Here is an 18478-nt window from a genome sequence, read left to right on the forward strand (position 1 = left end):
TCGGTAAAGCATTCGTGGACGCCCGTTGTCCCGGAAGAGGGGGCTCTGCCCCCGCGCCTGCGGCGCTCCCCCGAGGGTATTTGGAAGACCAAAGAAGAGGGGGGCGGCGCGGCCTTCGGCTGGACGCGGGCTGCTGCGGGGGGCGCAGCGCAGTTGGTTCGAAGGCCCGGCAGGATCTTCGTGTCGCGGCCGGGCGGCGGGAGGCCTCAGTCCACGCGCCGCACCAGAAGCTGGTTGCCGGAGGAGGATTTTCGGGTCTCGAAGACCTTCAACTCGCCCACGAGGTCGGAGAGCTTGCGCTTGCCGTAGGTGCGCGTGTCGAAATCCGGGTTTGCCGCCGTGATCACCTGGCCGATGTCGCCCAGGCGATACCAGTCGTCGTCCTGTTCGATTGCATCCATCGCCTTGAAGATGAGGTCGCGCACCTCGGTCAGGTCGTGCTTTTTCTTCGGCTTCGCCTCGGTGCCCTTTTCGGGTGCGCTGTCGAGGTTTTCCAGGAAGATGAACCGTTTGCAGGCCTTTCGGAAGGCGTCCGGGGTCTTTTGCATGCCCATGCCGAAGACATCGAGGCCCTGTTCGCGGATGCGGCTGGCCAGCCGGGTGAAGTCGGAATCCGACGAGACCAGCACGAAGCCGTCGAAGCGGTCGCGGTGCATCAGGTCCATCGCGTCGATCACCAGCGCGATGTCGCTGGCGTTCTTGCCGACGGTATTGGCGGGCGAGTGGTGCGGCACCAGACCGAATTCCGCCTGCACCTTGTTCCATCCCGACATCTGCTGGCTGGAAAAATCGCCGTAGCACCGGCGGACCGAGGCCTCGCCCAGTGTCGCGATCTCGTCGAAGATCGCCTTGGTGTAGCGCGGCGATGTATTGTCGGCGTCGATCAGGACCGCCAGGAGCTTGCTGTCTGCCATGTGGCCTCCGTTGTTGGTGCCTTCCTAACCCGGCGGGGCCGCGGATGCGAGGGCCGGGTTGGGAAACGACAAAGGCCGGGGACAATCCCCGGCCTCGCGTCGTTCAGGTTCCGGCGCCGATCACATCTCGGGCAGCACGGTGCAATCGACCACGCCATCGGTCAGGCTGGCATAGAGCGGTTCGAAGGTTTCCATCGAGCCGGTCACCTTCATCGAGCCGTCGGTGATCATGTCGCCGACCAGCGGGGTCACCAGCTTGTTGCCGCAGATCGACATGCTCATCTGGGCGCCCGGGTTGGCGGCCACGGCCTCGGTCAGCCACAGCGCCGCATCCGGTGTCAGGTCGACGCCGAGGGTCGGGCCTGCGGGGGTCGCCTCGAGCTCGCTGAGAAGAACCTCCTGGTTCGAAACCTCGCGCGACATCTCGCCGACGTTCAGGGTCAGGTAGGGCGCCTGCTGGGCGGCAGCGGCGGTTCCGAGGATCATGGCAGCGCCGACGATGGCGGTTTTGGTCAGGGTCATGGGGTCAGTCCTTTCGTCACAGGTTCTGCACGCCAACGCCCTGCCGGGGCTGAAAGTTCATTTGCGCGGTCATAGTTCCTTGAACATCACCAGAGCATCCACGCGGCCCTTGTCCGGATGCCGGAAGGCGCCGGGCAGGCGGCCGACGGTCTGGAACCCGGCGCGCTGCCAAATCTCTATGGCCCGCGTGTTGGTGGCCACGACAAAGTTGTACTGCATGGCGGCGAAGCCCTGCCGCCGCGCCTCGTCCAGCGAGGCATCCAGCATCCGCCGCGCCACGCCGCGCCCGCGGGCCGCCCCGGTGGTGCAGTATCCGGCATTGCAGACGTGGCTGCCGTTGCCGGGCTGGTTGGGCCGCAGGTAGAAGCAGCCCAGCGGCTCCCCGGCCTCTTCGGCAATCCAGACCCGGGCGGTCTCGGGCCAGAAATAGGCCAGCCCGCCCGCGATCCCGCCGTCGGGGTCGGCGCAGAAATAGGCGCCGCTTTCCACCGTCGGGCGGATGATCTCCCAGACCAGCGCATCGTCGGCGCCGCGTGCCGCTTCTCTCAGGGTCAGGCTCATAGCTGGCCCTCCGTTTCTATGTTCATGACCTTGCCGCAGTGCTTGCAGTGCACCGCGTCGGCATCGTGCAGCACAAGCCCGCAGCGGGTGCAAGGCACGCGCAGCTTGTCGGGCCGGAAGAGCACGGTCACCAGCCGCAGGAACAGGGTGATCCCGAACAGCATCACCACAACCGAGATCATCCGCCCCAGCGTGCCCTGCAGGGTGATGTCGCCAAAGCCGGTGGTGGTCAGGGCCGTCACGGTGAAATAGAGCGCATCGGCAAAGTTGCGGATCTGCGGGTTGGTCAGGTGCTGAGTCGCGTAGACCAGCCCGGTCATGATGAAGATGAAGACCGACAGGTTCAGGACGGCAAGGATGATGTCCTCGTTGCGCCGGAAGTAGGGGAAATCCTGCCGCAGCCGTTGCGACAGTTGGTAGGTGTGCAGCAGCCGCAGCGTCCGCAGCACGCGCATGAAGCCCAGCCCCTCGCCTGCCAGCGGCGCCAGAAAGGACACGATGGCCACCATGTCCGCGATGGTGTTCAGCCGGGTCAGCAGCCGCCAGCGGTTGGTCGAGATCCAGATCCGCGCGGAGAAATCGGCGAGGATGACGATGCCGAAGAGCACGTCGATGGTTTCGACCACCGGCCCGTGGTTCGAGAAGGAGGTCAGGATCACATAGAGGATCGTGACCACGTCGAAGGCCAGAAGCGCATAGCGGAACCTGTGCGCCGCGTCGCTGTCTCCGGCATAAAGGCCCCTTATCCGGTTGCGCATCGCGTTATCCTGATGTCGTTTGGGCTGAAACTGGCAGAAACCGCCCCTGCCGCCAAGCTTTGGCTGGTATCCGGCCTGCCCCGGGCTATGTCCGCGCTGGACAGTGGGGCGCAGGGCCCCGGGCCGGTCGCATGCTTCCGCAGGCAGAACACCGGGGCGCCCCTGCCGGGCAGAACGACAAGACACGTGGTGACATGACGATATTCAGATTTTGGCTCTTGACCCTTGCCGCGCTTGTGGCGCTGGCGCTGGGGTCCCTCTCGCCTTCCGGCGCCTTGGCTCAGGACGCAGAGGCGACGCCGCCGCCGCCCAGCAGCCTCGATCTGCTGCTGGACGTCATCGAGGATGACCAAAGCCGCGCCGCGCTGATCGAGGAATTGCGCGCCGCGCAGCAGACGGCGGAGAAACCGGTCGGCGACGGGGTCGTGGATGCCCTTGCCGGAGAGCAGGCGCCGCCGCCCGAAGCGCTGTCCTTCAGCCGCCGCATTGCCCTGATCACGCAGGAGGTGGCGGAAAGCTCTGCCGCGCGTCTGGCCGCGCTCTGGGCGCAGCTGAACACCATCCCCGCTGTCTTCGACGGCTTCAGCGGCAACGAGGCGGGTGTGCTGGTCGAGGCGCTGCAACAGCTTGCGCTGATCATCGTCGTGACGGTGGCGGTCTATCTGGTGCTGCGGCGCATGGGCAAGGCGCTGTACCGGCGCATGGGGGCCAGCGCGGCGGAAAGCGGGGTGGTCCGGACGGTCATGCTGTTCCTTGCCTCGGGGCTGATCGACGCGCTGATCGTCGTCGTCGCCTGGGCCACCGGCTACCTGATCGCCACGCTGTTTCTGGGCAACTTCGGCGAGATCGGCATTCGCCAGACGCTGTATCTCAATGCCTTCCTGCTGGTCGAGATGGCCAAGGTCGTCATGCGCATGGCCCTGTCCCCCAGCGCCCGCGACCTGCGCCCGCTTCCGGTTTCGGACGAGGCGGCGGCCTATCTGGCAAGCCGGCTGAACTGGATCATCAGCCTTGTCGGCTATGGCCAGCTTCTGGTGGTGCCGATCCTCAATGCCAATGTCTCGCTGGCCGCCGGTCGCGCGCTCTCGGCGCTGGTGGCGCTGGTGGTCGTGGCGATCGCCATCTGGATGGTGCTGCGCAACCGCAGGCCCGTGGCCGAGTGGCTGCAGCGCGGCGCGCAGCCCGTCCACCACCACGCGGCAGAGCAGCACCTTGCCCAGACCGGAACCCCCGCGACCGTGACCGAGGACGGGATCGTGGTCGAGGAAGGCGCCGTCCTGACGGAACGGGCGGTTGCGGCGGATGGCTCTGTCCTGGCCGAGGGGCCGATGCCGGCAGAGCGCCGCCTTTCCACGGCGGAGGCGCCGGAGACCGAGGACACGCCAGAGGAGTTTCCGATGGCAGAGCCCGAAGCCGACGCCGAGCCGGACCAGCGGCGCGGGGGCGCGCTGGGTTTCCTGATGCGGCACTGGCACTGGCCGGTGCTGCTGTATCTGGTGGTGATGCTGATGCTGGTGCTGGTGCAGCCCGCCGATGCCGCCTTCCGGTCGCTCATGAACTCGGGTCAGGTGCTGGTGGTCATCCTGCTGGGCATCACCCTGTCGGGTATCCTGACCCGCGCCATGGTCCGCGGCGTGCAACTGCCCGAGACCGTGAACGCCCGCCTGCCGCTTCTGGAGCGGCGGCTGAACACCTTCGTGCCCAAGGCGCTTTTCGTGCTGCGGGCGCTGATCTTCGTCGGCGTGGTCGCCATTGCGCTGAACGCCATCAACCTGATCGACCTGCGGGCCTGGATGGCCAGCCAGATCGGGTTGCGCCTGACCGGCACGATCTTCTCGGTCGGCGCGGTGCTGCTGGTCGCCTTCATCATCTGGGTCGCCATGACGTCCTGGGTGGATTACCGCCTGAACCCCGAGTTCGGCACCGTCGCCACGGCCCGGGAAAAGACCCTGCTGACGCTGGCCCGCAACGCCTTCACCATCGCGCTTTTCGTGATCACGCTGATGTTCGTGCTGTCCGAGATCGGGCTGGACATCGCGCCGCTTCTGGCCTCTGCCGGGGTGCTGGGCCTTGCCATCGGTTTCGGCGCGCAGAAGCTGGTGCAGGACATCATCACCGGCATCTTCATCCAGTTCGAGAACGCGATGAACGTGGGTGACGTGGTGACGGCGGGCAGCACCACCGGCGTGGTGGAAAAGCTGACGATCCGCTCTGTCTCGCTGCGCGACGTCAGCGGGGCCTATCACCTGATCCCCTTCTCCTCGGTCGACATGGTGTCGAACTTCATGCGCGATTTCGGCTATTTCGTCTGCGACATGGGCGTGGCCTACCGCGAGAACATCGCGGATGTGAAACAGGCGATGCACGATGCCTTCGACATGCTGCGGGCCGACCCCGAGCAGGCCGCGAAGATCATGGACGAGCTGGAATGGTTCGGCGTGAATGCCTTCGGCGACAGCGCCGTCGTGGTGCGCGCCCGGATCAAGTGCGAGCCGGGCACGCAGTGGGGTGTGGGGCGCGCATACAACGGCTACCTCAAGCAGGTCTTCGACGAGCGCAACATCGAGATCCCCTTCCCGCATCAGACCATCTTCCTGGGCGAATCGAAGCAGGGCGCGACCCAGCCCTTCCACGTCCGCACGGCCCCGGAAGAAAGCTGAGGTCTGCGGTCAGACGCTGTCTGGCGCCCCCCGCAGAGGCCTGCGGGGGGCGCTTTCCGTCTGGGCGGCCCGGGCGGGCTGGCCGCCGGCAGAGGGCCGTGCGGCGCAGAAAGCGCGCAGAGCGGACTCGACTCGGCCCGTATCGACATTGTAGAACATAAGGCGAACATATGCTGTCGATTCCCGCATGCCCGCCCGCCGTATCCTCTCGCTCTGGTTTCCCCGCCTCGGTGCCGAACGCCTGATCCGGGCAGAGCCGCACCTGGCCGAACTGCCCTTTGCCACGGTGGACGAGGATGGCCCGGCGCAGGTGCTGGGGTCGCTGTCGCTGGCGGCCTCGCAGGCGGGGCTTTATCCGGGGCAGCCGCTGCGCGACGCCTACGCCATGTGCGCCGACCTGCTGACGCGCCCCCGCGTGGCGCATCGCGAGGCCGCCTTCCTTGGCACGCTGCACCGCTGGGCGGGCAAGTTCTCGCCCTGGGTTTCGGCGGAGCCGCCCGCCGCGCTGGTGATCGATCTGACCGGTTGCGCGCATCTCTTCGGCGGCGAAGAGGCGCTGGCCACGCAGGTGGTGCAGGATTGCGCCGACCTCGGGCTGACGGCGCGGGTGGGCATCGCCGACACGCTGGGCGGGGCATGGGCGCTGGCGCGCTACGCGGGAGCACGGCCCGGGACGGCGCGCACGGGCGATGCCATCGACCAGGAGGCGCCCGCCACCCGCGCCCGCGCCGGCAAGCGCCGCCACTGGGAGCGCGGTGGCGCCACCCTGCCCCCGGCGGTGCGGGCCACCGGCGCGGGCACCATCGCCCGGCCCGGAGAGACCTGGCGCGCGCTGGCGCCGCTGCCGGTGGCGGCCCTGCGGCTGGACGCGGCGACCTGCGAACAGCTGAACCGGCTGGGCCTGCGCCGGGTGCAGGACCTGCTGGGGCTGCCGCGCGCCAGCGTCACCCGCCGCTTCGGGCGCGGCCTTCTGGACCGGCTCGATCAGGCGCTGGGCAGCGCGCAGGAACCGGTCTCTCCGACCGCGCCGCCCCGGCGCTTTGCCGTCCGCCTGTCCCTTCCCGATCCGATCGGGCTGGAAGAGGACGTGACAGAGGCGCTGCGGCGGATGACAGAGCGTCTGTGCACCCTTCTGACGGGGCAGGGGCGTGGCGCGCGGGTGCTGCGGGTCGAGGCGCACCGCTGCGATCATGTCATGCAGTGGCAGGTGGTGACCGCCGCCGTGGCCAGCGCCGAGGCGGCGCGGCTGATGGATCTCTTGCGGATGCGGGTCGGGGCCTTCGACGCGGGCCCGGGCATCGACATGCTGCGGCTGGAAGCGGTGCAGCACGAGCCGCTGCACGCCCGCACCGCCGCCGGCCACCTCGAGGCAGCGGCCCAAGGCGCCCGGCGCCTGGCGGGCGGTGCGGCGCTGGAGGACCTGATCGGGCGGCTCGGCGCGCGGCTGGGGATGGAGGCGGTGACCCGCCGCCACCCGGCGCAAAGCCACATCCCCGAGAAGGCCGCGCAGGTGCTGGCGGCGGCATGGTCGGCCCCGGCGCCGGACTGGCCCGCGCCGCCGGGGCCGCGCCCGCTGATGCTCTGGCCGCCGGAACCGGTCATGGCGCCCGACGTGCCGCGCCCGCCCGAGCGGCTGCGCTGGCGCCGCCGCGACTGGCGGGTGACGCAGGCCACCGGGCCGGAACGCATCCTGCCGGAGTGGTGGTTCGACGACCCGGAGTGGCGCAGCGGCCCGCGCGACTACTGGCTTGTGGATACCGATCACGGGGAACGGCTGTGGCTGTACTACGCCCATGGCGACAGGCTGTCCCCGGGCTGGTTCTGTCAGGGCAGCTTCGCCTGACCCGGGCGCCGGATTTTCGAAAATCCGGGCAAATGTCTTCGAAGACATTTGGCGCTCTGGTCAAGCGGGGCGCTTGATGCCAAAACCGCGCCGAAACCGGCAAAGGGACCGCCCATGTTCATCGTATCGCTGATCGCCCGGCCCGGCGGGCTTGATGCCGCCCTCGTCGAAAGCCTCCGCAACGCCTGCGGTGGCGGCACCGTGGACTGGCTGGCCCCGGACGAGGCGGCGGAATTCCCGGTCGCGACGCGCCCCGCCGAGTTCGACCGGCTCCGCGCAGAGGTGGCCGATATGGCCGACCTGAACCTCGTGGCCGCCGAAGGGCGCCGCAAGCGGATGCTTCTGGCGGATATGGACAGCACCATGATCCAGCAGGAGTGCATCGACGAACTGGCCGAAGAGGCCGGGGTGGGCGCCCATGTCAAGGACATCACCGCGCGGGCGATGAACGGCGAGCTGGATTTCGAGGGCGCCCTGATCGAGCGGGTCGCCCTGCTGAAGGGCCTGCCCGAGGCGGTCATCGACCGTGTGGTCGAGACCCGCATCACCCTGATGCCCGGCGGTCGGACCCTGCTGGACCGCATGCATGCGGAAGGCGGGCACTGCGCGCTGGTCTCCGGCGGGTTCACAGCCTTCACCGGGCGGGTCGCGGCGCTGCTGGGCTTCGACGAGAACCAGGCCAATACCCTGCTGGTCGAAGACGGCCTGCTGACCGGAGAGGTCGGGCGCCCGATCCTTGGCCGCGAGGCCAAGGTGCAGGCGCTGGAGACGATCACCGCGCGGCTGGGCCTCACCCCCGCGGAGGTGCTCGCGGTGGGCGACGGGGCCAACGATCTGGGCATGCTGGGCCGCGCGGGCATGGGCGTCGCCCTGCATGCCAAGCCCAGCGTTCAGGCGCAATGCGAGTTGCGCGTGAACCACGGCGACCTGACCGCGCTGTTGTACCTGCAGGGCTACATGCGCGACTGGTGACGGCCTGCGGGCGCGCGGTGCCCGGTGCCGGTGGCGGAAATCGCGCCGATTTCCGGTGCGAAGTCTTCGAAGACTTCGCGCGTTCAGCCGAAACGGTCCGCCGTGCGGATCTCGCCCGTCACCTGGCCGTCCCAGTTGCGGATCGGCGGGTTCAGGAAGCGCGCGACATCCGGGTGGCCGGCCTCCAGCACGCCCAGCCGGACCAGCAGCGCCGCCACCGCGCATTCCGAGGCGCGGGTCGCCCCGTCGGCGATCTTCAGCGCCAGCCCAAGCCCGCGCTGCGGCAGGATCGCCACAAAGACCCCCTCGGCCCCGGTCTTGATCGCCACCGGCTCTGAGGCCGCGCGCATCAGCAGCGTGCAGGCGCGGCCTTCTCCGGCCACCAGATCCGGATGCGCGATCATGGCCTCGACCAGTGCGGCGCTGGCCTGCTCTGCCGCCCCGGCCCGACCGGCGGCCCCCGCCATGCGCGCCATGGCCCGCGCCAGCCCGGCCACGGTTGTCGCGAAGTTCGGGGCGGAACAGCCGTCGATCCCGAAGCCGGGACTGGGGGCGCCGGTCATGTCCTCGAAATGCGCCCGGCAGGCGCGTTGCACCGGATGCTCGGGCGCCACGTAATCCGGCCCGGTCCCCAGATGCCGCGCCAGCGTCAGAAAGCCGGTGTGCTTGCCGGAACAGTTGTTGTGAATCCGCCCGGGCCTCTGCCCGGTGCGGATCATCTCGAACCGCAGGGTCTTGTCGCGTGAGGGTTCGGGGCCGCAGCGCAGATCCTCGGCTCTCAGGCCCAGCCGCTCCAGCCATGTGCCGACCTCGGCCACGTGCAGCGGCGCGCCCTGATGCGAGGCACAGGCCAGCGCCAGTTGGCGCGGCCCCAGCCCCGCCGCCCGCGCCGCGCCCGAGGCCACCAGCGGCAGCGCCTGCAGCATCTTGGCGGCGCTTCGCGGCAGGATCACCGCATCCGGGTCGCCCCAGGCCTCGACGATCGTGCCGCCGGAATCGCAAACCACGGCGTGCCCGCCGTGACGGCTTTCGACAAAACCGCCGCGATGAATTTCGACCATGGGATGGGGGCCGGTCATAACATGCACCTCACGCTTGAGCGATAATCTGCCAACAGGGCTTTCACGCCCCGGTTTTTTCAGGCTATTGTCCCGCCGTCGAGACACAATGCCCATATACCTCAAACGCCATGAAAAGGCGGGCAAGGGGCAGAGAAAATGGGGCACAGTCAGCTGGAGGCTGCAGAAATGATTTCAGGACTTGGGCGGGTCTTGGGTGCGTGTGTGCTGGCGCTCGGTGCAGGCATGGCATCGGCACAGGACTCCAGCACCAACCGCGTCGATTCGATGACCGACTGGTCTGTCTTCGAAGGCAACGATCCGCGCGAATGCTGGGCGGTGACCACCTACAAGGAAAGCGTCAACACCAAGGACGGGCGGGTTGTCGCCGTGACGCGGGGCGAGATCCTGCTGATGGTCTTCCACCGTCCGGGGGCGGGTGTCAGCGGTCAGGTCGCCTTTACCGGCGGGTATCCCTTCGCCAGCGGCTCCACGGTCGAGCTGGACATCGGCGGCACCACCTTCGAGCTTTATACCGAGGGCGAATGGGCCTGGCCGGCCACGCCGCAGGACGACGCGCGCCTGATCACCGCGATGAAGCGCGGCGCCGATGCCGTGGCCACCGCCCGGTCGAGCCGGGGCACCACGACGAAAGACACCTTCTCGCTGCTCGGCTTCACCGCCGCCGTCGAGGATGCCGCGCAGCGCTGTTCCAGCTAAGAGCGCCTGTGCCGCGGTGAACCATCATCGGACATGGGTGTTCGAGCGGTGCATCGCCAGCCAGACCGATCACGGGTCCGTCGAACGACTGCGGACCCGCCGCACCAGACCAGGCCAGTTTGCGGGCGTGTCACCATGACGCGCCCGTTGATGCCGTTTCCCTGAAGCCCCAAATGGTGTATACGCGCCGCTTCTGAACCCGGAGACTCGCTGCCGTGACCGCCGAAACACCCATCACCCAGGACGTCCTGACGATCCCCCGCAAGCTGCCCGAGGGCGAAGGCGGCAAGGTCAACCTGATCGGGTTGACCCGCACCGCCCTGCGCGAGGCGCTGATCGAGGCGGGAACGCCCGAGAAGCAGGCCAAGATGCGGGTCAACCAGATCTGGCAGTGGCTCTATCACTGGGGTGTGCGCGAGTTCGAGGCGATGACCAACCTGGCCAAGCCCTACCGCGCGCTTCTGGCCGAGAAATTCACCATCGACCTGCCGGAAATCGTGTCGAAGCAGGTCTCTGCCGATGGCACGCGCAAGTACCTCGTCCGCATCGCCGGCGGGCACGAGGTCGAGGTGGTCTATATCCCCGAGACCGATCGCGGCACGCTGTGCATTTCCAGCCAGGTCGGCTGCACGCTGACCTGTTCCTTCTGCCACACCGGCACGCAGAAGCTGGTGCGCAACCTGACCGCCGGGGAAATCGTCGGCCAGATCATGCTGGCGCGCGACGATCTCGACGAATGGCCCGCGCCCGGCACCGGCACGGGGGACAACGGCCCGCGCCTGCTGTCCAATATCGTGCTGATGGGCATGGGAGAGCCGCTGTACAACTTCGACAACGTGCGCGACGCGATGAAGATCGCCATGGATGGCGAGGGCATCGCCCTGTCGCGCCGCCGCATCACGCTGTCGACCTCGGGCGTGGTGCCCGAGATCGCCAAATGCGCCGAGGAAATCGGCTGCCTGATGGCGGTCAGCTTCCACGCCACCACGGACGAGGTGCGCAACAAGCTGGTGCCGATCAACAAGCGCTGGAACATCGAGCAGCTGCTGAACGCGCTGCGCGAATACCCGCGCCTGTCGAATTCCGAGCGGATCACCTTTGAATACGTGATGCTGAAGGACGTGAACGACACGGACGCCGACGCGCGGCGGCTGGTGAAGCTGATCCAGGGCATCCCGGCCAAGATCAACCTGATCCCCTTCAACGAATGGCCCGGCGCGCCCTACCAGCGGTCGGACTGGGAGCGGATCGAGCGTTTCGCCGATATCGTGCACAAGGCCGGGTACGCCTCGCCGATCCGCACGCCCCGGGGCGAGGACATCATGGCCGCCTGCGGCCAGCTGAAGTCCGCCACGGAACGCGCCCGCAAGTCGCGGGCTCAGATCGCGCAGGACGCCGGTCTCTGACCGCCTGCGGGCTTTGCGACGGGGGGGCGCCGCAAGCGGCGCGGTGACGCGCCGCGTCCGGGCGGATCAGCCTGCGGGCGCGGGCGGCTGCTCCGTTTCATCCGGTTCTTCGGGCAGCGGCTCCGGTTGCAGGCGCGCCATCATGCGGGTTTGCGCCATCTGCCACAGCGCCCGCATCGCCTCTGCCGCCTGCGCGGGGTCCTGCGCGGTGATCGTCTGCACCAGGATTTCCTTCTGCGCCAGAAGCTTGCGCAGCTGCTTGCGGTCCTTCTTGCCCGAGGTTTCGAAGACCGGGGCCGACAGTCGGGTGTAGTCGATCAGCACGCGGGTCAGGGCGGGGCGCAGGTAGGGATTGGCGGTCATCTCCCCGATCTGATGCAGCAGCGCGTGGGTCGCCAGCGCGGCGGCGGTCGCGTCGTCCGCCTCTGTCGCGACGCGGATCGCCGACAGCGCCTCTTGCAGGGCCTCCGCCTGCCTGGGCGCGCCTTCGGTGCTGGCCAGCCGTGCCGCCGTGGCCAGCAATCCGGGTGCGGTCTGGAAGAAGGCGCGCAGGCTGGCCGCCTCCATACCCGCCACCCGGGCGCCCCGGTGTTTCTGCGCACTGGCATAGCCCTCGGAGACAAGGCCTTGCAGGATCTCGCGCAGGGGCGTGCGCGACAGGCCGAATTCCTGCGCCAGCCGCGTTTCGTCCAGCTCTGCGCCCGGCGCCAGCGCCTGCGACAGGATGCGGGCCTTCAGCGTGCTGTGCGCTTCGGTCTTGCGGTCCATGGCTTTTCCTTTGCATACGGCCTGCATTCAGCATGCATCCTGCATGCAGTGGGTCAAGCCTCAGGCAAAGGCGGCATCAAAGGCGGCAACCATCTCTGTCGCGCGGGCCGCGACCTCGGCCACCGGGCGGCCCGGCTTGTAGAGGTTGGACCCGATGCCGAAGCCGGTGATCCCGGCCCTGCGCCAGTCGGCGAAGTTCTCGGGGCCGACACCGCCCACGGCATAGGTCGGCGCCTCGGCGGGCAGCACCGCCTTCAGCGCCGAAAAGCCGTCGAGGCCCAGCTTGAAGGCGGGGAAGAACTTCAGCCCGTCGGCGCCGTTGCGCAGCGCGGTGAAGGCCTCTGTCGCGGTGAAGACGCCGGGGTAGGACAGCAGCCCCGCGCCCTTGGTCGCCACGATCACGCGCGGGTTGCAGTCGGGCGACACGACCATCCGCGCGCCGATCTGCGCCAGCCGCAGCACGTCCGCCGGGTCCAGCACCGTGCCCGCGCCGATCACGGCGTCGCTGCCCGCGACGGCGATCATCCGCGCGATGCTGTCGAAGGGCTGCGGAGAGTTCAGCGGCACCTCGATCCGGGTGATGCCGGCGGCGATCAGCGCCTCGGCCATGGGCTCCGCCTCGTCGGGGGTCAGCCCGCGCAGGATGGCGATGATGTCCCGGGTCATGTCTTGTCCTTTCCGGTGCGCGCGGCTTTCAGCCCCGCCAGCGTGATGTCTTCGGCGGCGACGCTGCGCGCCTCCGCGCCCTGCGCGGTCAGCGCTGCGAGGTAGTTTCTTGCCAGCGCGTCCTCGCCGAGGATCACCACCGGCTGGCCCAGCCAGTAGGGCCGCGCCGCCGCCAGTTCCGCGCCGATCAGCAGGCCCGAGAGTCGCGCCCGCGACACCCCCGCGCCGGTGCCGTTCAGCAGCCCGTTGGCGCGCAGGGTGAAGAGGTCGGACAACAGCCGCCCGGGCTTGGACAGCGCGTCCGACACCGCCGCGTCAAAGGCCGCCGCGTCCCAGTCGTCGCCGCCGGTGGAATGGCGCAGGACCGAGTGTTTGGTCAGCAGGGCAAAGACCTCGCCGGTCATGAAGGTGCGGAAGGACACGATCTCGGACGCGCTGACATGGGCCCATTTGCAATGCGTCCCGGGCAGGCAGAGCACCCCGTCAAAGCCCCGCTCTAGCGCGAGGAAGCCGCCGATCTGGGTTTCCTCGCCGCGCATCACGTCGGGCGGCTGGGCCTGCGACAGGCCCGGCAGGATGCGCACCGACAGGCGCGGGTCGGCGGTCAGGATTTTCATGGCGGCGGTGGGCGCGGGGCAGGGCACCTTGGCATAGGGCACCTCGGCCCAGCCCTGCCGTGCGCCCGCCATGCCGCAGATCAGCACGTCGGTCACACCCTCGCCCAGGGTGTCACCGACAAGGTCCAGCAACGCCGATTCAAAGGCATCGGGGGCCAGCCCGCCCATGCCCCTGTCCGAGGTCAGGCGACGGATCACCCGGTCCTCTGCGTCCATCAGCCAGACCCGCAGATGCGAGGTCCCCCAGTCGGCGGCAATCCAGGCCACCGGCGTTTCTGTCGTCATGTCTTTCCCCCGTCTGCGTTCCGGTCGTCGTCCTGATTGCCGCTGTCCACGGCCCTGCCGCCATCCCGTCCCGTCCCGATCTGAAGCATGGCCCTGATGCGCGCAACACGGATATCTGTCTGGCCGCTGCGGTTGAGCCCCGGACAGGCCGCTTCCCGCCCCGCCTTGGGCCGGGCATTGGCGGCTGGGCTGTTGGTCACTGCGTCGCGCGCCGTCCCGGGCAGCGGCGTCAACGGGCCATTGGACCGCTGTTGCGCGCTCTCGGCCAAGGCGGGCCATTGCGCGGCGCGGCCCGGGTGCAGGCCCTCGCGCCCAAGCAGCCGCAGGTGCGGCGCCAGCCGCGCGGCATTGACGGCCAGTGCCGTCCGGGCGCTGGTGGTTCCGGCCTTGTCAAAGCCTGCGTGAAGGATCCGCCGCACCGTCGCCCCTTCCTACTGGATGGCGTGGATGGCGGGATAGGCGGCGCGAAACTGCCGGTGGGCCGCCGCGCAGGCCTCGACCAGGGCGGGATCGGGGTCGATCTGCGTGGCGGTGCCGGGGGCAGTCATGACCTGTTCCGGCGCGGCGCCGGTCTCGGCACACAGCGCCAGCCGCGCGGCCCCCAGCGCGGCGCCGAATTCGGCATCCGCTGGCAGCACAAGGGGCAGGCCGAAGGTGCTGGCAATGAGCTTCAGCCAGTAGCGCGAGCGCGCCCCGCCGCCGATCGCAAGCAGGCTGTCCAGTCGCGCACCGGTGCCCTGCAGCGCATCCAGCGAGTCGCGCAGGCCGAAGGCCACGCCTTCCAGCACGGCACGGGTCAGGTCGTCGCGCGTGGTGCCCGACCCCAGTCCGGTAAAGCTGCCGCGCATGGCGGCGTCGTTGTGGGGCGTGCGCTCGCCGCTGAGGTAGGGCAGGAAGCGCACGGGGCCGGGGGCCCTGACCGTCTCGCCCAGCGGCGCGGTCAGCTCCGCCGGGGTCGGGCCGGTGATCGAGGACAGCCAGTTCAGGCTGTCGGTGGCCGACAGCATCACGCCCATCTGGTACCAGCGGCCCGGAACGGCATGGCAAAAGCTGTGGACCGCGCTGGCCGGGTCGGGCGCATAGCCGTCCCGCGCCGCCAGCAGCACGCCCGAGGTGCCGAGCGAGACGAAGCCCTGCCCGTCGCTCAGCGCGCCGATCCCGCAGGCGGCGGCGGCGTTGTCCCCGGCGCCGCCCGCGACGGTCACCGGACCGTCCAGCCCCCAGGTGCGGCGCAGCGTCTCGCGCAGGGGGCCGGCGGCCTCTGATCCCTCGACAAGGCGGGGCATCTGATCGCGGCGCATGCCCCCGGCGCCCAGCAGCGCGTCGGACCAGTCGCGCGCGCCGGTGTCCAGCCACGCGGTTCCGGCGCTGTCAGACATATCCGCGACATACAGGCCGGTCAGGTAGAGGTTCAGGTAGGCGGCGGGCAGCAGCACCTTGGCGACGCGCGCAAAGATCTCGGGCTCGTGTTTCCGCACCCAGGCCAGCTTGGGCGCGGTAAAGCCCGGAAAGACGATATTGCCCGAGGTCTCGCGCAGGCCCGGCGTGGCATCCAGCGCCGCCGCCTCTGCGTGTGCGCGGCTGTCGTTCCACAGGATGCAGGGCCGCAGGACCGCGTCCGAGGCATCGAGAAGCGTGGCGCCGTGCATGTGGCCCGCCACCGCGATGCCGCGCAGCGCGGCAAAGGCGGGCTGGGTGCGGCGCAAGTCCTCGACCGCCCCTTCCAGCGCCGCGATCCACAGGGCCGGGTCCTGCTCGGACCAGCCGGGGTGCGGGTGCGACAGGCCGTAGTGCCGTTCAACCGAAGCAAGGGGCGCGCCGCCGTCGTCGGTCAGCAGGGCGCGCAGGCCCGAGGTGCCCAGATCGATCCCCAGATAGCTCATGCCCCGCGCTCCCCGATGGCTGCGCCGCAGGCTGTCATGCAGCCCGCCGGGGCGCAACTGCCCCGCGGGTCCGCCGCCTGCCGCGTTTCGGACGATGTTACCCCTAACATCCCCTTTCGCAGGCGGAAAGGCGGGGCTTTGCAAGGCTTTCGCTGCGCTGCGGCAATTTTGCCTTGACCCCCGGGCACGCGGGCCTACCCTTTCGTCATGGGTCAGACGCCTTGACCCGCCTCGGGGGCAGTGCAGTCCTCGGGTCATCGCCGCGCCGGGCACCTGCCGTGCCCTCGCCCCGCACACGGGCCGGACCTTCCGGCGGGCTGCGCGTCATCTGCCCTGTCAGCCCGCCCCGAGCCCCCGAAAGGAGCTCTCATGAAGGATTGCGCACCCAAGTCCGCGCCCCCCGATCCCTTGCACCCTGCCGCGCCCGGCCTGTCGCGGGCGCATCCCCTGCCCGAGATGTCGCTGCCATTCGGAGAAAACCGATGACTGTCCATGCCTCCCCCCGTCCCGTGATCGCCGACCGCCGCATGGTTCTGGCGACCGACCTCGACGGCACCTTCCTTGGCGGGACCGACGATGCCCGGGCACGGCTGTACCGATGGATCGAGGAGAACCGCGCCTCTGTCGGGCTGATCTTCGTCACCGGGCGCGACCCGGCCTTCATCATGCAGATGTGCCGCGAAGAGGGGCTGCCCTGGCCGGAATACGTGGTGGGTGACGTGGGCACCACCATCGCCGAGGTCCGCCCCGATGGCCATGTCGATCCGATCCCGGCACTGGAACAGGATATCGCGGACCGCTGGGGCGAGGCCGGGCCGCAGGTCGCCGCCCTGCTGGAGGGGCACCCGGGCCTGACGCTGCAACCCACCGCCTTTCGCTACCGGGTCAGCTATGACCTCGACGCGGCGGGTTTCGATCCTTCCGCCAAGCAGATCGTCGCGGATCTGGGCCACGACTGGCTGATTTCCGACAACCGCTATTTCGACGTGCTGCCGCGCGGCGTGTCGAAGGGGCCGTCCATCCGGCGGTTGGTGCAGTACCTGAACATCCCCGAGGCGCGCGTGCTTTGCGCCGGGGACACGCTGAACGACCTGTCGATGCTGGTGTCGGGCCTGCCCGCCGTCGCGGTCGGCAATTCCGAACCGGCGCTTGTGGCGGAACTGGCGGGCCACCCCACGGTTTACCAAGCGGAAGCCCATGGCGCCGCCGGCATCCTGGAAGCCATCGCCGCGCTTGACCTTCACGATATCCCGAAAGGAGCCTGACCCCATGCCGTCCGATCTGGTCATCGTCTATCACCGCCAGCCCTACGAAGAGGTCGCGGTGAACGGCAAAACCGAATACCGCGAGAACAAAAGCCCGAACGGCATCGTGCCGACGCTGAAAAGCTTTTTCGGGCGCGTCGACAAGGGCGCCTGGGTGGCGTGGAAAGAGGCCGCCGACCCGGCCAACCCCGGCTTCGAGCGGGTGATCGAGATCGACGACCAGCACGGCACATACACGGTTTCGCGCCTGCCGCTGACCAAGGAACAGGTCAGCAGCTTCTACCACGTTTCGTCGAAAGAGGCCTTCTGGCCGATCCTGCACGGCTTCAAGGAGCGCTACAATTACGACCCGGTCGACTGGCCGACCTTCCGAGAGGTGAACTGGGCCTTTGCCGAGGCTGCCGCCGCAGAGGCCGCACAGGGCGCCGTGGTCTGGGTGCACGACTACAACCTGTGGCTGGTGCCGGGCTACCTGCGCACGCTGCGGCCCGACGTGAAGATCAGTTTCTTCCACCACACGCCCTTTCCGGGCGCCGATATCTTCAACGTGCTGCCGTGGCGCAAGGAGATCCTCGAATCGCTGCTGTGCTGCGATGTCGTGGGCTTCCACATCCCGCGCTACGTGAACAACTTCGTCTCTGCCGCGCGCTCGCTGCTGGAGGTCGAGACGCTGAAGCGCCAGAAGGTGAAGCCCGAGATGACCACCGAAACCTCGGCCCTGTCGGAACAGTCCGTGGTCACCGACCTCGACTATCAGGGCCGGACCGTGCGGCTGCAGGCCAGCCCGGTCGGCGTGGACGTGGATTACATCGAGACGCTGGCCCGCAGCCAAGAGACCGAGGCCCGCGTGCAGCAGATCCGCGCCGAGAAGGGCGAGGCCAAGCTGATCCTCTCGGTCGGGCGCACGGACTACACCAAGGGCGGCATCGAGCAGCTTGAAAGCTTCGAGCGGCTGCTGGAATCGAACCCCGAGCTGCGCGGCACGGTGCGGCTGATGCATGTTTCGGTCGCCGCCAACGCCAACATGACCGCCTATGTCGAGATACAGGAGGCGCTGGAGGCCATCGCGGGCCGCATCAACGGGCGCTACGGCACCTTCGAATGGCAGCCGGTGGCGCTGATCTCGCGCCCGGTGCCCTTCAGGGATCTCGTGGCCTATTACCGCGCCGCCGAGGTCGCCTGGATCACGCCGCTGGCGGACGGGATGAACCTTGTCTGCAAGGAATACTGCGCGGCGCGGACCGACGGCGACGGCGTTCTGGTGCTGTCGGAATTCGCCGGGGCGGCGGTGGAACTGGGCGCGGCGGTGCCGACGAACCCCTTCTCTCACAAGTCCATGGACAGCGCGATTCTCTTCGCCCTTCAGCTGGACGAGGCCGAGCGCCGGGGGCGCATGGCGGAGAATCGCGAGATCGTGGCCCGGCAGGACGTGCGTTTCTGGGCCGAGGATCAGATGAAGGGCTTCGACAAGAGCCTTGGCGCCGGACGTGGCCTTGCCGCCGAATAGCGCCGTCACACCCCGGCGGGACAGCGGCGATATCGGGATCGGCGCGCGATCGGCATAGGGGAAACGCCGCGCC

At 68.9% G+C, this 18478-nt stretch carries 17 protein-coding genes; 7 read left to right on the forward strand and 10 right to left on the reverse strand.

Annotation, left to right across the window (positions count from 1 at the left end; all coding sequences use genetic code 11):
* Positions 1–206 precede the first annotated feature (206 nt).
* From ACN5KJ_RS06370 to ACN5KJ_RS06385, 4 genes are all read right to left on the reverse strand, one after another.
* Positions 207–914: an NYN domain-containing protein gene (locus tag ACN5KJ_RS06370; RefSeq protein WP_347166401.1), complete on the reverse strand. Its 708-nt coding sequence runs from the start codon at positions 912–914 to the stop codon at positions 207–209.
* Positions 915–1034: 120 nt separating this feature from the next.
* A complete protein-coding gene (locus ACN5KJ_RS06375; protein ID WP_347166402.1) occupies positions 1035–1436 on the reverse strand; it encodes a hypothetical protein in 402 nt (133 codons plus the stop codon).
* A gap of 69 nt (positions 1437–1505) precedes the next feature.
* Entirely contained in the window at positions 1506–1997 is a 492-nt protein-coding gene (locus tag ACN5KJ_RS06380; RefSeq protein WP_418592717.1) for an N-acetyltransferase family protein, read from the reverse strand.
* Positions 1994–2755, reverse strand: coding sequence for a potassium channel family protein (locus tag ACN5KJ_RS06385; protein ID WP_418592719.1), 762 nt, complete (start codon positions 2753–2755; stop codon positions 1994–1996). Before ACN5KJ_RS06385 ends, ACN5KJ_RS06380 begins: the two co-directional genes overlap by 4 nt.
* 194 nt (positions 2756–2949) lie before the next feature.
* Here ACN5KJ_RS06385 and ACN5KJ_RS06390 point away from each other — a divergent pair, with 194 nt between their 5' ends.
* From ACN5KJ_RS06390 to serB, 3 genes are all read left to right on the forward strand, one after another.
* Entirely contained in the window at positions 2950–5415 is a 2466-nt protein-coding gene (locus tag ACN5KJ_RS06390; RefSeq protein ID WP_418592721.1) for a mechanosensitive ion channel domain-containing protein, read from the forward strand.
* Positions 5416–5602: 187 nt separating this feature from the next.
* Positions 5603–7258: a Y-family DNA polymerase gene (locus ACN5KJ_RS06395; RefSeq protein ID WP_418592723.1), complete on the forward strand. Its 1656-nt coding sequence runs from the start codon at positions 5603–5605 to the stop codon at positions 7256–7258.
* 114 nt (positions 7259–7372) lie between these two features.
* Entirely contained in the window at positions 7373–8230 is an 858-nt protein-coding gene (gene serB / locus ACN5KJ_RS06400) for a phosphoserine phosphatase SerB (protein ID WP_418592725.1), read from the forward strand.
* Between the two features lie 83 nt (positions 8231–8313).
* On the opposite strand, the gene ACN5KJ_RS06405 is transcribed toward serB, so the two are convergent.
* Positions 8314–9309: an asparaginase gene (locus tag ACN5KJ_RS06405; protein ID WP_418592726.1), complete on the reverse strand. Its 996-nt coding sequence runs from the start codon at positions 9307–9309 to the stop codon at positions 8314–8316.
* 168 nt (positions 9310–9477) lie between these two features.
* Between ACN5KJ_RS06405 and ACN5KJ_RS06410 the strand changes: the two genes are divergently transcribed.
* Both ACN5KJ_RS06410 and rlmN read left to right on the forward strand, forming a co-directional pair.
* The gene (locus ACN5KJ_RS06410; RefSeq protein WP_418592728.1) at positions 9478–10008 is read left to right on the forward strand and encodes an invasion associated locus B family protein; all 531 of its coding nucleotides are present in this window, start codon (positions 9478–9480) and stop codon (positions 10006–10008) included.
* A gap of 215 nt (positions 10009–10223) precedes the next feature.
* On the forward strand, positions 10224–11414 hold the full coding sequence (rlmN, locus tag ACN5KJ_RS06415) for a 23S rRNA (adenine(2503)-C(2))-methyltransferase RlmN (RefSeq protein ID WP_418592730.1): 1191 nt from the start codon (positions 10224–10226) through the stop codon (positions 11412–11414).
* Positions 11415–11480: 66 nt separating this feature from the next.
* On the opposite strand, the gene ACN5KJ_RS06420 is transcribed toward rlmN, so the two are convergent.
* From ACN5KJ_RS06420 to xylB, 5 genes are read right to left on the reverse strand one after another with little or no spacing between them, the layout of a single operon-like run.
* Complete coding sequence (locus ACN5KJ_RS06420) at positions 11481–12182, reverse strand: GntR family transcriptional regulator (RefSeq protein WP_418592731.1); 702 nt, start codon at positions 12180–12182, stop codon at positions 11481–11483.
* A 60-nt stretch (positions 12183–12242) separates the two neighbouring features.
* Positions 12243–12848, reverse strand: coding sequence for a 2-dehydro-3-deoxy-6-phosphogalactonate aldolase (locus ACN5KJ_RS06425; RefSeq protein ID WP_418592733.1), 606 nt, complete (start codon positions 12846–12848; stop codon positions 12243–12245).
* The gene (locus tag ACN5KJ_RS06430; RefSeq protein WP_418592734.1) at positions 12845–13750 is read right to left on the reverse strand and encodes a 2-dehydro-3-deoxygalactonokinase; all 906 of its coding nucleotides are present in this window, start codon (positions 13748–13750) and stop codon (positions 12845–12847) included. Before ACN5KJ_RS06430 ends, ACN5KJ_RS06425 begins: the two co-directional genes overlap by 4 nt.
* Positions 13747–14169 (reverse strand): hypothetical protein, encoded by a 423-nt coding sequence (locus ACN5KJ_RS06435; protein ID WP_418592736.1) that lies wholly within the window; start codon positions 14167–14169, stop codon positions 13747–13749. The genes ACN5KJ_RS06430 and ACN5KJ_RS06435 overlap by 4 nt, the downstream gene beginning before the upstream one ends.
* 12 nt (positions 14170–14181) lie before the next feature.
* Positions 14182–15633: a xylulokinase gene (gene xylB / locus ACN5KJ_RS06440; protein ID WP_418592738.1), complete on the reverse strand. Its 1452-nt coding sequence runs from the start codon at positions 15631–15633 to the stop codon at positions 14182–14184.
* Between the two features lie 482 nt (positions 15634–16115).
* Between xylB and ACN5KJ_RS06445 the strand changes: the two genes are divergently transcribed.
* Both ACN5KJ_RS06445 and ggpS read left to right on the forward strand, forming a co-directional pair.
* A complete protein-coding gene (locus tag ACN5KJ_RS06445) occupies positions 16116–16898 on the forward strand; it encodes an HAD family hydrolase (RefSeq protein ID WP_418592740.1) in 783 nt (260 codons plus the stop codon).
* A 4-nt stretch (positions 16899–16902) separates the two neighbouring features.
* Positions 16903–18405: a glucosylglycerol-phosphate synthase gene (ggpS, locus tag ACN5KJ_RS06450; protein WP_418592742.1), complete on the forward strand. Its 1503-nt coding sequence runs from the start codon at positions 16903–16905 to the stop codon at positions 18403–18405.
* The last annotated feature ends 73 nt before the right edge of the window (positions 18406–18478 follow it).

It is taken from the genome of Ponticoccus sp. (in: a-proteobacteria) (genome assembly GCF_048381735.1).